Here is a 14,072-nt window from a genome sequence, read left to right on the forward strand (position 1 = left end):
TATCCAAGCGCCATGGTGCTCAAGCAAAAAAGCCCTAGGGGAAGAAGCAGCGCATGACACGCCACACGATCGAAGCCAGTGAAAAACCGATCCTCGATATATTCTGCGACAAGTATCTATTTCGGATCCCATCCTATCAACGGCCTTATGCCTGGACCACGGAACAAGCTAGCGAATTGCTGGACGATATCCAGACCGCCTGCGGGACCAGTGGCAACGTTGCCGATGCAAGCCCCTATTTCCTGGGAAGCGTGGTGCTGATCAAAGATCCGCAGAAACCGGAAGCAGACGTGGTTGATGGCCAGCAGAGATTGACGACCCTCACGATCCTGCTCGGCGTCCTACGGGATCTGGCTGAACCAAAGATCGCCAGCGCAATCCATGGCTACATTTGCCAGACAGGCGATCCGATAAAAGGGACAGAGGATGTCTTTCGGCTGACAACCCGAGAGCGTGACGCCGGTTTTTTTCGAGCTGCGATCCAGACTGAAGGAGCGACCGCAACCTTGCCGGACGTGCGCCATTTGAAGGACGCGCGCGCACGTATGGTGGAAAACGCCACCTTTTTACGCGAACGACTGAAGGAATTGTCCGAGGAACAATGCCGGCGGCTGACAATGTTCATCGCCCAGCGCTGCTATCTTGTCCTCGTTGCTGCCTCGGATCAGGACTCCGCTTTTCGCATCTTCTCCGTCATGAACTCCAGGGGCCTGGACCTCTCACCGGCGGACGTCCTGAAGGCAGAGATCATCGGTGCGCTGTCTGCTGATAGGCAGGAGGAATACACTGAAAAATGGGAGGACATGGAAGACGAACTCGGTCGCGCCCGCTTCGCCGAGTTGTTCGGCCATATTCGCATGATCCATCGCAAACAGAAGATGCAAGGAACACTCATCGCAGAGTTCAGAGAGTTTGTGCCGACGCGGAAGGACCCGGCAAACTTCATCGATAATGAGCTGTCCCCATATGCCAGCGCTTACGAGGAAATCACGGATCGGAGCTTCTCCAGCTTCAAAAACGCGGACGCGATTAATCGGCAGCTCACCCACCTTTCGCGTCTTGACAATTTTGACTGGCAGCCACCGGCAATTGAAGTCATTGCCCGCTATCGCGACAACCCTGATTTTATTCTCCAGTTCCTGTCGGACCTTGAACGGCTCGCCTACGGAATGTTCCTGATGCGCAGGGATCCCTCCGAGCGCATACGACGATACGGCAAGCTGCTGGCAGCGATACAGGCAAAGGACGATCTTTTCGCAGAGGGTTCTGCTCTCCAGCTCGACGACAATGAAAAGCTTGAAGTGCGTAAATCCCTCGGAGGGGATATCTACACTGTGACGCGCATAAGGCTTCCGCTCCTGCTGCGGCTTGACGAACTGCTATCTGGTGGTAGTGCGGTCTACAATACGCCGGTTGTCAGTGTAGAGCATGTGCTGCCACAGAACCCGCCGGCAGCTAGCCAATGGTCGATTGACTTCCCGACTGATGCTGACAGACAGCAGTGGGTCCACAAACTCGCCAACCTGGTATTGCTGACCAGACGAAAGAATTCCCAGGCCAGCAATTATGATTTCGCCGACAAGAAGTCCAAATACTTCTCGACAAAGGCAGGTGTGGCGAATTTTGCGCTGACCAGCAAAGTCCTTGCAGAGACAACTTGGAACCTCGACACGATGCAAAAGCGTCAGGTCGAGTTGATTGGAGCTATCGAGAAGCTCTGGCGGTTAGCTTAAGGACGCATTATGAATTCCCAAACCCTCGTCGCCAAGGTCTGGAACTTCGCACATGTGCTGCGCGACCAGGGCGTTTCCTATCAGGCCTACATCAGCCAGATCTCCTACCTGCTCTTCCTCAAGATGGACGACGAGCGGGTGACGCAGATCGGCGAGGCTTCCATGCTGCCGAACGGCGCCTGCTGGTCGGATATCCGCGATCTCTCCGGCGAGGCGCTGAGCACCACCTATGGCAACCTCTTGGAGACGCTGTCGAAGCAGGGCGGCATCATCGGCGCGATCTTCCTCAAGGCCCAGAACGAGATTCAGGATCCGGCCAAGCTTAAGCGTTTGGTCGGCCTGATCGACAGCGAGACCTGGCTCGGCCTGCCGGTCGACGTGAAGGGCGACATCTACGAAGGCTTGCTCGCCCGCAACGCCGAGGACGTCAAATCCGGCGCCGGCCAATACTTCACTCCACGCGCGGTGATCGACGCCATGGTCGAGGTGGTCGACCCCCAGCCACACCAGACGGTTCATGATCCAGCCTGCGGCACCGCTGGCTTCCTGCTCGCCGCCTGGCAGCACATGAAGAAGCATCCGAAGGCCCGTGACCGGGCGGTCTATTCGGCGCTCAAGAACAAGTTCTCCGGCGTCGATATCGTGCCCGAAGTCGTGCGACTCGCCGCTATGAACCTCTATCTGCACGGTATCACCGGCGTAGAATCGATCGTTGAGGCCAAGGACGCCCTGCTCGGGGCCGGCGGCAAGACCTATGACGTCGTGCTCGCCAACCCGCCCTTCGGCAAGAAGCAGAGCTATCGCGTCATCCGAAACGACGGCGAAATCGATACCGAGCGCGAGGATTATGATCGCCAGGACTTCTTCGTCACCACCTCGAACAAGCAGCTGAACTTCCTGCAGCACATCATGACGGTGCTCGCGCCGAACGGCGAGGCCGGCGTCGTCCTGCCCGACAACGTGCTCTTCGAAGGTGGAGCAGGCGAGACGATCCGCAGGCGCCTTCTGCAGAACTTCGACTTCCACACCCTGCTCCGCCTGCCGACCGGCATCTTCTACAAGCAGGGCGTCAAGGCGAACGTGCTCTTCTTCGACAAGAAGCCGCCCTCCGAAGCGGCCGCGACCAAGGATCTCTGGATCTACGACCTGAGAACCAACAAGCGCTTCACCCTGAAAGAGCGCCCGATGACCCGCGCCGACCTCAACGACTTCGTCGCCTGCTACAGGTCCGGTCGTCGGCACGAGCGGGAGGAGAGTGCGCGCTTCAAACGCTACCCACTCGAAGCCCTCCTCGCCCGCGACAAGGTTAACCTCGACCTCTTCTGGCTGAAGGACGACAGCCTCGACGACCCCGACCTGTTGCCCCCACCCGACGAGGTCGCCGCCGAAGTTGTCGAGAGCCTGGAGCTCGCGCTGGATAAGTTTCGAGGCGTCGCGAAGGCCCTTGGCGCGGCTGGCGCGTGATCGGATCGTAGATGCGTCACCATTGACTCACAGACGCTCAACGGCTGGTTCCGCGCGTTCTGCGCACTGCACTACATCGCCGGACGTGCCAAACGCGCCAGCGAGTCTCCCTGACGGATTGGGCGACGGTTCTTGACGGATACTAAAATGGCGAAGAAGCAGGCGCGCGATCGCGCGTATTATGAGGACCGCCTAAAACGAGATCACCCGTCGGTCTATGCTGATCTCAAAGCCGGAAAGCACCGCACGGTGACGGATGCCGCTGTAGCTGCCGGGATAAAGAAAGTAAGAACGCGCTTACTCGAACTGAAGAATGCCTGGTCGAAGGCGGATACTGCCGAGCAAGCAGATTTCTTGAAGTGGTTGATGGCATCGGGCGCCCTGTCGGCGGGCTCACTCCCCTCGATGCCCAGTGCCGGCACCGCTGGTTTGCAATCGATCGGCGGCTGACACCAGTAGCTGGCCGGCGGATCGAGCTGATCATGTCGAAGCGGCACCTGGCCATGGGAGATCTCATGGTGGAGCTGGGATATCCACCGCTCAACGCATCGGTCGGAATGGCATTGGCGCGAGGAACGCGCCTTCAGCCCGACGTAATCCTCGCCCTGCAGAAGTGGCTTGCAGCGAACGCCTCTTTATGAGGCGCGCGCGATTTTGTCGATCAAGCCGCTCATCGAGCAGCAACGAGCTCTTTCAGGTTCGCTATGCTCATTTGGTAGATGTTCGTCAGCGATTTTAGGTGATCCACGTCGCCTGGGTAACATTTACGTCCTCTAGCATGGACTTCGTTCCTGTGGCGCTGGAGGAATAGAGAGACAAGATCGCTCATCTGAATTTCCGCCACCGCTGCCAGTGCCTCAAATACCCTTCCCTCCAGCATTGGGTCGATTTCAAGCCGGCAGTTCTCGGAGATGACGCGGATCGTGGCGACGTTCATAGCCAGAACATCCACGGAGGTGGAAAGGTCGTCGTCAGCTTGAGCTTGGATCATGGGATACATGGCCAGAAAAATGGCGGCAGCGAGCGAAGAGGTCTGTTTCATCGACAACTCAGGTTCGGTTAGAGCACCGCACAAAAGGGAAGGGTTCCGTCATAACGAACCCCGCAACCCGCGCCCCGCACTAACTCGCTGATATCCTTCAGCTCTGCCTCTGCGGTCCACAGAAACCCCATGCCGCACAAAAAGGTTCCTTTAAATCAATACCTTGGCGGGTATTCTCAGTCGGAGAACACGTTTTCCGACAGTCGTTGATATAGGCGGTATATGCGCAACTTTGGATATGCTCGCGTCAGCACGGCCGAGCAGAACCTCGATCTGCAGCTCACGGCACTGAAGGCAGCAGGCTGCGAGAAGATCCTCACTGACGAAGGCTTCTCGGGCGCGAACTTTTCCCGTCCTGGTCTGAGCAAGTTGCTTCGAGCGCTTCGCAGCGGCGACACGCTCACCGTCTGGCGGTTGGATCGTCTCGGACGGTCGCTGTTTGAGTTGCTGAAGCTGGTCAGCGACCTCAACCAGCGCGGTGTCGAATTCCGCTCATTGAGCGAGAGCATGGACACGAGCACGTCCGCCGGACGGCTGCTTCTGCACGTCCTGGCAAGCATGGCCGAGTTCGAGCGGTCTCTGATCAGCGAGCGAACGCGGGCGGGCATGGCTGCCGCCCGTGCTCGCGGTAGACGGATCGGCAGAAGGCCGGCCATGACGGCCGAGCAGCTCGCCGAGGCCAAAGCAGCCATCGAGCGCGACCGGCGTTCCGTCACCGAGGTGGCGGATGACTATCAGGTTCACCCGCGCACCCTTGGGCGGTTGCTGCGAAAGCAATCTGCCTGTCCCGGCATCTCGGCATGAGAGATCGTCCCGAGATCAAAACATTCCGTAAGCCGGATTCGTCGCCAACTGACGTTCGACTTCTGCCACCGCACTACGCTTGGCGTCACGCTGCTGCTGCCGAACCAAAAGAGCTGCCTGAATGTCAGCCTCCGACACGCCCTTCTGCTCCTGGCGCTTGATAAAGTTTGCGTCCGCACGCTGGAAGCGCTTGCGTTCTTCTTTCTGCTCGGGCGTCAAGTGCGACAAGCCTTCATTCGGCTTACTTCGAACCTTGCGCCGACTGGCATTGCGCAATTCCCTACCGTCGCGAGAGCGCCAGTCGTCAATGTCACGCAATCTGCGCCAGTCATCATCAGTGCTGCGCCTCTTTTCTTTCTCGAACCGCTCCTTCGCCTCCTTGATCTGGTGATCCAGTTCAGCAATGCGGCGCTGGCTATCCGGATACAGAAAAAGCTCATCGCGCTTGTCTTGCAAAGCACGAAGTTCTTGCAACCGGCGGTCATACGGAGTGAGCTTGATTACTGCAGGTTCGAGAACATACGTGTCGTCATCGTTCAGATTTTCCATGCCGGAGAGTCCTCTGCCAGTTGTCTTTAACGAGACTTATAGCGGCGGGCCGGAGGAACCGCTTCAAGTCATGAACGGAAGGAATAAATTTTGAAAAACCGGGAGCGTGAACTTTTGGCCGTCTTAATCTGTTTAGTTATATCTATTCAAGAATATACTTATATAAATACTGGATAAATCGGCCAAAAGTTCACGCTCCGGGCGTATCTCTATGCCTTGATACTCCACGGAAGAGAAAGAGGCCTCGGCGGAAAGCATCTACACCAATAAGAGGACTCCGGCCGCGCTCCGGTCGCGGGCCTGTCTCGCATCAGACAGGAATTTGCGGCGGCCCTGTCCGAAACGATGAAAGCGATGCTGCTCGCGGCGCCCCTGTAGAAGTGATGATGTCAACGACCACTCACTGACTCGAGGATTCGCGTAGGCGCGATCCGTCACTCAAGATGCAGAATTATGCTACCCGGCTGTTGGCGCTCGCCTGTGATCGTCTCTGTCGATTTTCGGCATGGGAGGTTTGGACCTCGCGTTGTCGCCAGCACGGAAGACATCCCCATCATGGGAGTTGAATTTTCCTAGGACTTCGATGATCGGCGAGCTTCACCCGGTGCCCAGCATCGGGTCGGCACAGGAGGCTCCCCGGCACCGGATGGCGGCGAACAGAAGGGCGGCGAGCTGCGGGTGATCGTAGGCGAGAATGTCAATCAATCCCAAGTATGACGCTGTTTGGGGCAGCCCGAGCCAATCCATACCGGGAATGGCGAGGCCGCATCGCTTGTAGATAGATCTACTACTCCATACCCGGTGACGCACTTGGATATGTTTTCGACACTGGGAATCAAGGGGTTTTGAGAGACCTGGACTGACCAACCTGCCACACCGTAGGCAAATGCACCTTGTGTCCGGCACCGTCTCAAGAACGCCCAGGCTAAGCTTCGGCTCGACACAACCAAAGCGGGCTATAGAACCTTTACGCGTTGGGCAAAAACGCAGAAATCGCGCGGATCTGTCAAGTTAGCGTAAAGTTAGCGTAAAGGTTCGTCAGGCTTCGGCGTCAATTGACAACGTCTGCACACCAGCGAACGCAACCACCGATAGGTATTTTGCAACGGTTTTCGTCTACGAACCTGACAAACCTTGCGTGCGATCGGGAAAAGGTAAAGGTCGCGCAGGGCTGCGCGACGCATCGGAGTTGTAGATTGAGCTATCCGAGACGTCCGACAAGATCGTCAGCGCTCAGGTGCGTATAGCGCTTGAGCATCCGGAGTTCCTTGTGCCCTGAGATGCTACTGACCTCGATCACGTTGAGCCCACGCTCGAACAAGCGGCTGACCCCTTCGTGACGTAGATCGTGGAACCGCAGCTCTGTAACCTCAGCCCGGGTGAGAAGACGATACCACGCTTGCTCCAGCGAACCTGGAGCCATCGGAAACACGCGGGGCTGGTCCGGATCCGCCCGCGTCTTCCACTCCGTCAGGGCGTCGAACGCGCGCGGTGACAGAGGCACCTCTCGTCCGGATCCGTTCTTCGTCATCTTCAACGAGATCACCCGACGATTGTGAGAGATGTCGCACCATTGCAGCCCGAGGATCTCTCCACGGCGCATCCCGGTCTCGATGGCAAGAATGATGAGTGTCTTAAAGAACGGTATTTTCCCGCCGGCACATGCGTCGAGCAGGCGCTGTTCCTCGTCACCCGTCAGTCGCCGGCTGCGCTCATTCCGAATGACCGGGCGGCGCACGAGCTTCACGACATTGCGACTTAGCGGCAGACCCCAATCGCGGATCGCAACTTCGATGACGTGGCTGAGGATCGCGAGTTCGCGGACGGCGGTAGATGGAGCTACGCTGCGAAGCCGCTCGTCACGGAACGAAGCGATGTCCTGCTGGCTCAGCCCGATCATGGTCCGGTAAGCAAGCTCGTGACGCCGTAGGACGTCGATCCTCTGGATCTCCTGCACCGAGCCGCGCTTGGTCGGCGACACCTCGCGCTGATAACGTTCCAGAAGCTCGCCGAGTGTTGTGTTCTCCAGGACTTTCGTGTCCGGTGCGGCACCGAACCTGTCGACCTGGGCTTCAAGTTCGCGCGCCCACTTCTCGGCTTCGAGCTTGCTGTCGAATGACTTGCAGCGAGGTTTCATCCCGCGCCGGCGCACCTGAGCTTGCCAACGTCCCCTGAGCTTCCGAATCGTCGCCATATGATCTCCGGTGTGTATATGAGACCACGCGTAGGACGCCCCGAAGGTGGGGCCAAGGATTTTTCCAGCCATAAGCGAAAGCTGGAGTTGCGGCGAGCGAACTATTGACAACGGAAAGTCACGTGTAGCAAATCGAAACTTCAACTTATTGCATATAGACATCGTCGGAGAGCCAATGGGGAATTGGAAGAAATCATTTCGAGCGATTCCACGCTCTGTCGAAGTCAAGCTCGGTGAAATACCCACTCAGAACATACAGGTGCTCGCCGGAAAAAGGATAACTGCAAGAGATGTTCGAGACGGCGAGTATCTCCACATTGGACTCGATGAAAACAAGCTAATTCCTGGAACTCAGTGGGACTTAATTCCTCCTGCGGAAGTGGGTCTCATCTCCGGTCGAAATCAAGAGGGATGGGAGACAATTCGAAAGGATCTACCGAAGTATAAAAAATACTTCTATCAAGATATACCCATTTATGGTGATGCCTCACGAAACGGATGGGCAACGGTAGCAATACCGAGAGAGGTTTACCATAAAGACTCCATGCCTCCCTACCTGTTCCAACTAAACATATCTATTCAAGAGAAGGTTGACGAGAATACCTATGGAATTGTTTTCTCGATTGACCAAATTTTCGATCGTGAAAGTGCGTCTTTCAACGCCGATCTTCTGTTTGCTCTAAATTTACTGCAAGAGAACACAGGGACTGCTGGCGTAGTGAGCGCCGAGAATCCGGAGTTCGTTTTCACGTCGGTTTTAAATTGGACTGTGTTCCCGCCTGGCGATCTTGGAAGAATCGTTGCGGCGGCGGCTGGGAGCCGAATTGCCGGAATAGACCCAGAAACGGTTCGCGAGCGCCTTGAACTGTTCGAGCAGTTTAAACCGCTTGAATACTTCCAGGGCTTGGGCGGCAATGACCAATACATAGGGGCAAAATTTGCCGAGGACCTGGTGGCGTTCGAAAACCTGCGCTACGGCAATGCGCTGTATGTAATGTATGCCAATTGGGAGGACCTCTCTCGTCGCCCTCGAAGTGAGCTTTTAAAGCTACCTCACTCAGAATTTGACCGGATAGTTCATTCCGCGGGCTGGGAACAGAAGTTTGCAGTTCTGATGCAACAAGAACTACAAGAGCGAGGTATCCGCGTGCGTATTGGTCGCCATATGCGACATAGGCGCACAGATAGATAAATCACTGATCCACAACTGGAGCACGCTCCAGACCCTGTTCGATTCTGGAAGTGCTCATGAAGTCTGACCGCCCAACCCTCACCCAGGTGCAGATTATCCAGTCACTTGCTGAAGCGCTCTCCTGGTTCGAAAAAGAAGTCAGTTGGGGTGTTAGCCCAGGCGAACTCAATCACCTCACCGGTCGAATTGGTGAGCTTTACGCCGCGATGATCACTCGTGGGCAAATGGCCCTCGATACCAATCAGCGCGGATATGACGTCGTTTCGGCATCCAATGAACGAGTATCGGTCAAGACCGTCACGACCTCTAACCACGTTAGCTTCAACCAGAACACGTTTCACCATGTGGACCGCATAATGGTGCTGCGGGTCAACATTGATGATGAGAAAGGTGTTTCGGTCGAAGAACTCCTCGATACTTCTGCTCATGATGCCCAACAACGGATGCGCTCCCAGGGCGGCAAGTTCATTTATCCGATCGCTCGCGGAAATCGGGAAGAACGACCAGTCGAAGGTCTGGAGATTACTGCTCGCGCCTCCTACGCCGACCTTGCGATCGTTCAATACGAAAGCGGCGCGATCCGCATCCGTCGCAATGGGGAAGTGCAGCCGCTCGTCGTCAAGGAGATCTTGAGACCAATAGCAACCGAGGTGGGTGTGGATCTGTTCAACTCGAAGGGTGGGTTGAAGAACACTCAGCAACTCGGAGCTGATGTTATTCGCGCCTTGAATGCGCGAGACAACAGATGATCATCGGCGAAGTCGCTTCGGGATTATCTCCAAGCTCAATTCCGGCGCTAAAACGCCCTAATTCCCCTTCGTCGGGCTGTTGTCGAGTATTACCTTCACCAGAGAAGCGAAGAGGCTTGCAACTTGCTCCTTCTCAGGTTCCTTACCCCCACCCTCAGAAGTTAAGCTTTCCTGCTCCAGAGCACGTCTGTGCGACTCTTGCTCCCAATACTCCCTAAGCCTATTAATCTTCTCGATGTGCCACTCCGGTATATTCGCAAAATACGGATCTGGATTTCCCGCGATATACGGGATCATTACACTACCTGAGTGAGAGCTAAAAAACTCTTCGCAGAACAACTTGATATCATCTGTGTTACGCGGCTGAATTTCCAACAGCCGATCTTCCAACCGGTCCAGGCCTGAGTCGACCGCCATGTCTATCCAAAATACCGGATATGACTTTCCACCGAGAACGCCTTTCAAGTGCACTCGACCCTGATAGTGGAGCACGATACTGATTTCCTCGGCTCCAGGCGGTCGTGCACGAATGGCATGGACAATCATTAGGGCAAGGTCGACCGATATGACAAATTTGCGCGGGCTACTTAGACCGCAAAGGCGAAAGCCAGTATCAACAGAGGGGCCAATGAAGTCCTTTGTAAGATTAGGGTCTTTTGAATTGAGATAATATCGGTGAAGGAGGTCAAGATTTACGTATAGAGGATCATCATCGTCTGGTATTTCTCCGGCATCGACGCTTTTACTAAATACAACTTCTGTGTTTGTAATCGGAAATCCAGCTATCCAAGCAGTGCACTTCAAGTCCAAGGATGGGTAGTGCTTTTTCAGCTGAACTCTATACTCTTCAACGGTCCTCTTCCAACATAAAATACACGCAGCCGCCTGACGGTGATCTGTTAGGACCTTAACATACAGCAACTCGTCGCCGGCACTCTTCCAAAGCTCCGGCGCGGGTCCAGGCGGCCACCTCAATCGAGCGGCAAGCCCATCGACGTAAGACTGCCACTCGCGTGCAAATAGTCGTTCGATTTCCTTGTAGAATTGAGCAATCGGAGAGAACCAGGGTTCCGCAAGCGACGCCTCGCTCTTTTCGTCGGATTTGAAGGCTCTTTGATTGGCCTGCTTGAAGGCAGTTGATCCAACCAGATCCACGCTCATGAACAAGCGTAGGGTCGATACAAGCGGGCCGTCATAGCTTGGCGAGACAGATGGAGAACTCACTTAAGGCCCAAAGTTTCCGCTCGAATTCGCGCTGCTTCAGTTGACACCCCGAACCGATCGGCGAGTTCACCTAATACGCCGTCGAGCTCTACCCAAGCGGATTTGAATAGTTCGGCCGGCATCAGGAAACCAGCGGCAAACCAATTAGCCTCCCACTCAACACGACCGGACCCGTAGCGCCGCGCCTCCATCGCCCCGACAGACTTGCCATTGTGACGAGGCCATAAATAGTGAAGGACATAGTGTCCGAGCTCATGAGCGATCGTGAACCGATCCCGCTCCATCCCTGTGTGGGAGGCCAGAGCTATGACGAATGAGCCGTTTTCTTCGACAGTGATCGAACCTGAAGTGGCGTCCGACACGTCCCATACGTCATTTACCGCAATACGCCCGCCGAGCTGTTTGACGATCGGGATCAGATCAGCCCCTGGCTCGTATCCCACCTGGCGAGCAACATCAGCGGCCAAGGCGTCAACCGAGCTCTTATTGAGTCCGCATTCTACAGGTTGGCTATAGGCCATGTGTAACTTGCCTCGCGTTTCGCAAATCGATTCTACGTTGATTTGGCGAATCTGCCAATTGACCTAGTGCCTAAATTGTGGCCCGCAAGTCTCTTCGAGACACCGGCGCCGCGACCTGACTCGGATACTAGGACTCGCCCCAGAACGTAAATAGCTGATTTATAACGATTTTCTGGCGGAGAGGGGGGGATTCGAACCCCCGATGGGCTTGCACCCATGCCGCATTTCGAGTGCGGTGCATTCAACCACTCTGCCACCTCTCCGCAGGTCTGGTTGGCGCTTGGTCGGCGCGGTCGGGTTCATAGCGGCAGATTTGCGCCCTGGCAAGGGGCCGTGAAAAGAATATCTTGCCCAACCGCGGCTTTCGCCTTGACAGGGAGGAGCGATTCCCGTAATCCGCGCAATGAAGTGGTGTGGTCTGACCGCACCGCGAAGGGTAAAAGTTTGTGCCCACCCACTGGTGGAGGTCAAGGGTTTTCCGAGACGCTCCGCTCAATGTAACGACTGATAAAAAGACGGCCTTGCCTTTTTAAGGTAAAGAGCCGGACCGAACATGAAAGGATAAAATATGTTCGCAGTCATCAAGACCGGCGGTAAGCAGTACCGCGTGGCAGCCAACGACGTCATCACCATCGAAAAGCTGGAAGGCGTTCAAGGCGACAAGATTGAATTCACCGAGATCCTGATGGTCGGCGCCGGCGCCGGTGCCACCATCGGTGCTCCGTTTGTCGAAGGTGCCGTTGTCAGCGCCGAAGTTGTGGAACAGGGCCGCGCCAAGAAGGTCATAGCCTTCAAGAAGCGCCGCCGCCAGAACTCCAAGCGTTCGCGCGGCCATCGCCAGCATCAGACGACCGTCCGCATCCTGGACATCGCTGCTGCCGGCGGCAAGGCAAAGAAGGCTTCGAAGAAGACCGAAGCCGCCGCTGAAGAAGCTGCAAACTGAGTTCCGGGATCGAAGGTTTAAAGGAGAACACCAATGGCACACAAAAAAGCTGGCGGTTCGTCGCGCAACGGTCGCGATTCTGAGTCCAAGCGCCTTGGCGTGAAGAAGTTCGGCGGCGAAGCCGTTATCGCGGGCAACATCATCGTGCGCCAGCGCGGCACGAAGTGGCATGCGGGCGCCAATGTCGGCCTCGGCAAGGACCATACGATTTTTGCGCTTACGGCAGGCAACGTGGACTTCCGTACGAAGGCCAATGGCCGAGTCTACGTGTCTGTAATGCCGAAAGCGGAAGCAGCGGAATAAGCCGGTAGCGCTCTAAAACAGCCGGCGTCTCATCGACCCGGCTGAAGCACCTGCAAGGTTCAAAAGCCAGACTTCAAAAGGGGAGATGGGACGGTACCCAACTCCCCTTTTCGCATGTCTGGAGGAAGAACCATGCAAACCGAGCTCTTGAGGGAAGACCAATCCCGGTCTCCCGAACAAAGGCTGAGGCCTCAGCGGTCAAGGACCGATTGCCCGATATTGTTATCGCCCCGGCTCGTTTTGCGCGCGCCCCACGAAGACGATATCGACGCCCTTGCCCATCTTGCCAACAACGCCAATATCGCCACCATGGTCTCGCGCATGCCGCACCCCTACACCACGGCGGATGCGGCCGATTTCGTGCGACGCGCAAAAGCCGGCACGATTGGCAAGTGCGTCTACGCGATCACCAAGGCGGACAATGGCGCATTCCTGGGTTGCTGCGGCATCGAGCCGCATCCCGACGGCAAGACGGCCGAACTCGGCTATTGGCTGGGCGAGCCCTACTGGAACCAGGGCTACGCCACGGAAGCCGCGCAAGCGCTGACCGACATGGCCTTCCGCACCCGCGACATCGACCAGATCGATGCGCGCTGCCGGGTCATGAACATCGCTTCGCGCCGGGTCATCCAGAAGTGCGGTTTCCAGTTCCAGGGCTCCGGCATGGTCGAAAGCCTGGCGCTCGGCGGCATGATGTCGGTCGAATGGTACCGGCTCGACCGCAAGACCTGGGTTTCGCTGAGAAGCTGGGGAGGCATGCGATGAACGCGCTCGTTCCCGAACGGTCGCGGGTTATCGTCCGTCCCGATCCCGGCCCCTCACCGATCATCGAAACCGAGCGGCTCAGGCTCAGGCCGCATCGGCTTGCCGATGCGGAGGCGATCGCCCAGTCGCTCGGCGACTTCCAGGTCGCGCGCATGCTGGCGCGCGTCCCGGCGCCCTATGATCATCAGGATGCGCTCGACTGGCTGAACCGCCAGGCGGCCAACGTCCTGCCCGACTGGACGCTCGCCGTCACCACCGGCGACGACGTCCATATCGGCTGCGTCGGCATCGAGCTCCGCCATGGTCAGTGGCATGTCGGCTACTGGCTGAACCGGTTCTACTGGGGCAAGGGGCTGGCGAGCGAGGCGGTTCATGCCGCAGTCAAGCGCTTCTTCCGGCGCATGCCGGAGACGGTGCTCCATTCGGGCGTCTTTGCCGACAATCCGGGCTCGCTCCGAGTCCAGGAAAAGCTCGGGTTCAAGATCACCGGCTGCAGCCAGATCTACGCTCTCGCCCGCAACGCCATGGTCGCGCATATCGAGACGCGGCTGACGGCGGCGGACCTGCGTCGGCCAAACTAAAAAGAAAC

Annotated in this window: 15 protein-coding genes and 1 tRNA gene; 10 read left to right on the forward strand and 6 right to left on the reverse strand. The window is 56.8% G+C overall.

The genetic code is table 11. From position 1 onward, the window contains the following. Positions 1 to 53 precede the first annotated feature (53 nt). The 3 genes from QA637_RS15725 (at position 54) to QA637_RS15735 (ending at position 3,647) form a co-directional block, all read left to right on the forward strand. The gene (locus QA637_RS15725) at positions 54 to 1,733 is read left to right on the forward strand and encodes a DUF262 domain-containing protein (RefSeq protein ID WP_283062255.1); all 1,680 of its coding nucleotides are present in this window, start codon (positions 54 to 56) and stop codon (positions 1,731 to 1,733) included. Positions 1,734 to 1,742: 9 nt separating this feature from the next. Beyond that, positions 1,743 to 3,197 (forward strand): type I restriction-modification system subunit M, encoded by a 1,455-nt coding sequence (locus QA637_RS15730; protein ID WP_283062257.1) that lies wholly within the window; start codon positions 1,743 to 1,745, stop codon positions 3,195 to 3,197. A gap of 147 nt (positions 3,198 to 3,344) precedes the next feature. Then, positions 3,345 to 3,647 carry a hypothetical protein gene (locus tag QA637_RS15735; RefSeq protein ID WP_283062259.1) on the forward strand — a complete coding sequence of 101 codons (303 nt, stop codon included), beginning with the start codon at positions 3,345 to 3,347 and terminating at the stop codon, positions 3,645 to 3,647. A 220-nt stretch (positions 3,648 to 3,867) separates the two neighbouring features. On the opposite strand, the gene QA637_RS15740 is transcribed toward QA637_RS15735, so the two are convergent. Next, complete coding sequence (locus QA637_RS15740; RefSeq protein ID WP_283062260.1) at positions 3,868 to 4,239, reverse strand: hypothetical protein; 372 nt, start codon at positions 4,237 to 4,239, stop codon at positions 3,868 to 3,870. Positions 4,240 to 4,461: 222 nt separating this feature from the next. Between QA637_RS15740 and QA637_RS15745 the strand changes: the two genes are divergently transcribed. Beyond that, positions 4,462 to 5,043: a recombinase family protein gene (locus tag QA637_RS15745; protein WP_283062261.1), complete on the forward strand. Its 582-nt coding sequence runs from the start codon at positions 4,462 to 4,464 to the stop codon at positions 5,041 to 5,043. A gap of 15 nt (positions 5,044 to 5,058) precedes the next feature. Here QA637_RS15745 and QA637_RS15750 read toward each other — a convergent pair whose 3' ends face one another. Together QA637_RS15750 and QA637_RS15755 are read right to left on the reverse strand one after the other, a co-directional pair. Beyond that, positions 5,059 to 5,592, reverse strand: coding sequence for a hypothetical protein (locus QA637_RS15750; RefSeq protein WP_283062263.1), 534 nt, complete (start codon positions 5,590 to 5,592; stop codon positions 5,059 to 5,061). A gap of 1,201 nt (positions 5,593 to 6,793) precedes the next feature. Then, positions 6,794 to 7,786 (reverse strand): site-specific integrase, encoded by a 993-nt coding sequence (locus QA637_RS15755; RefSeq protein WP_283062265.1) that lies wholly within the window; start codon positions 7,784 to 7,786, stop codon positions 6,794 to 6,796. Between the two features lie 175 nt (positions 7,787 to 7,961). Between QA637_RS15755 and QA637_RS15760 the strand changes: the two genes are divergently transcribed. Further along, positions 7,962 to 8,978: a hypothetical protein gene (locus QA637_RS15760; RefSeq protein WP_283062266.1), complete on the forward strand. Its 1,017-nt coding sequence runs from the start codon at positions 7,962 to 7,964 to the stop codon at positions 8,976 to 8,978. A 56-nt stretch (positions 8,979 to 9,034) separates the two neighbouring features. Next, positions 9,035 to 9,727: a DUF6998 domain-containing protein gene (locus QA637_RS15765; RefSeq protein WP_283062267.1), complete on the forward strand. Its 693-nt coding sequence runs from the start codon at positions 9,035 to 9,037 to the stop codon at positions 9,725 to 9,727. 57 nt (positions 9,728 to 9,784) lie between these two features. Here QA637_RS15765 and QA637_RS15770 read toward each other — a convergent pair whose 3' ends face one another. The 3 genes from QA637_RS15770 to QA637_RS15780 all read right to left on the reverse strand — a co-directional run bounded on the left by QA637_RS15770 (position 9,785) and on the right by QA637_RS15780 (position 11,735). Then, entirely contained in the window at positions 9,785 to 10,888 is a 1,104-nt protein-coding gene (locus QA637_RS15770) for a hypothetical protein (protein ID WP_283062268.1), read from the reverse strand. A 59-nt stretch (positions 10,889 to 10,947) separates the two neighbouring features. Continuing rightward, positions 10,948 to 11,472 (reverse strand): ImmA/IrrE family metallo-endopeptidase, encoded by a 525-nt coding sequence (locus tag QA637_RS15775; RefSeq protein ID WP_283062269.1) that lies wholly within the window; start codon positions 11,470 to 11,472, stop codon positions 10,948 to 10,950. A 173-nt stretch (positions 11,473 to 11,645) separates the two neighbouring features. Then, positions 11,646 to 11,735 (reverse strand) — tRNA-Ser (locus tag QA637_RS15780). Positions 11,736 to 12,040: 305 nt separating this feature from the next. Here QA637_RS15780 and rplU point away from each other — a divergent pair. The 4 genes from rplU (at position 12,041) to QA637_RS15800 (ending at position 14,064) form a co-directional block, all read left to right on the forward strand. After that, positions 12,041 to 12,415, forward strand: a complete 375-nt coding sequence (rplU, locus tag QA637_RS15785; RefSeq protein WP_283062270.1) for a 50S ribosomal protein L21 — start codon at positions 12,041 to 12,043, stop codon at positions 12,413 to 12,415. Positions 12,416 to 12,448: 33 nt separating this feature from the next. Further along, positions 12,449 to 12,718, forward strand: a complete 270-nt coding sequence (gene rpmA, locus QA637_RS15790) for a 50S ribosomal protein L27 (RefSeq protein ID WP_012709652.1) — start codon at positions 12,449 to 12,451, stop codon at positions 12,716 to 12,718. Positions 12,719 to 12,850: 132 nt separating this feature from the next. Further along, the gene (locus QA637_RS15795) at positions 12,851 to 13,483 is read left to right on the forward strand and encodes a GNAT family N-acetyltransferase (protein WP_167528129.1); all 633 of its coding nucleotides are present in this window, start codon (positions 12,851 to 12,853) and stop codon (positions 13,481 to 13,483) included. Beyond that, positions 13,480 to 14,064 carry a GNAT family N-acetyltransferase gene (locus QA637_RS15800; RefSeq protein ID WP_283062274.1) on the forward strand — a complete coding sequence of 195 codons (585 nt, stop codon included), beginning with the start codon at positions 13,480 to 13,482 and terminating at the stop codon, positions 14,062 to 14,064. Before QA637_RS15795 ends, QA637_RS15800 begins: the two co-directional genes overlap by 4 nt. Positions 14,065 to 14,072 lie beyond the last annotated feature (8 nt).

Origin of the sequence: Sinorhizobium terangae (genome assembly GCF_029714365.1) — a bacterium.
GTDB classification, from domain to species: domain Bacteria; phylum Pseudomonadota; class Alphaproteobacteria; order Rhizobiales; family Rhizobiaceae; genus Sinorhizobium; species Sinorhizobium terangae.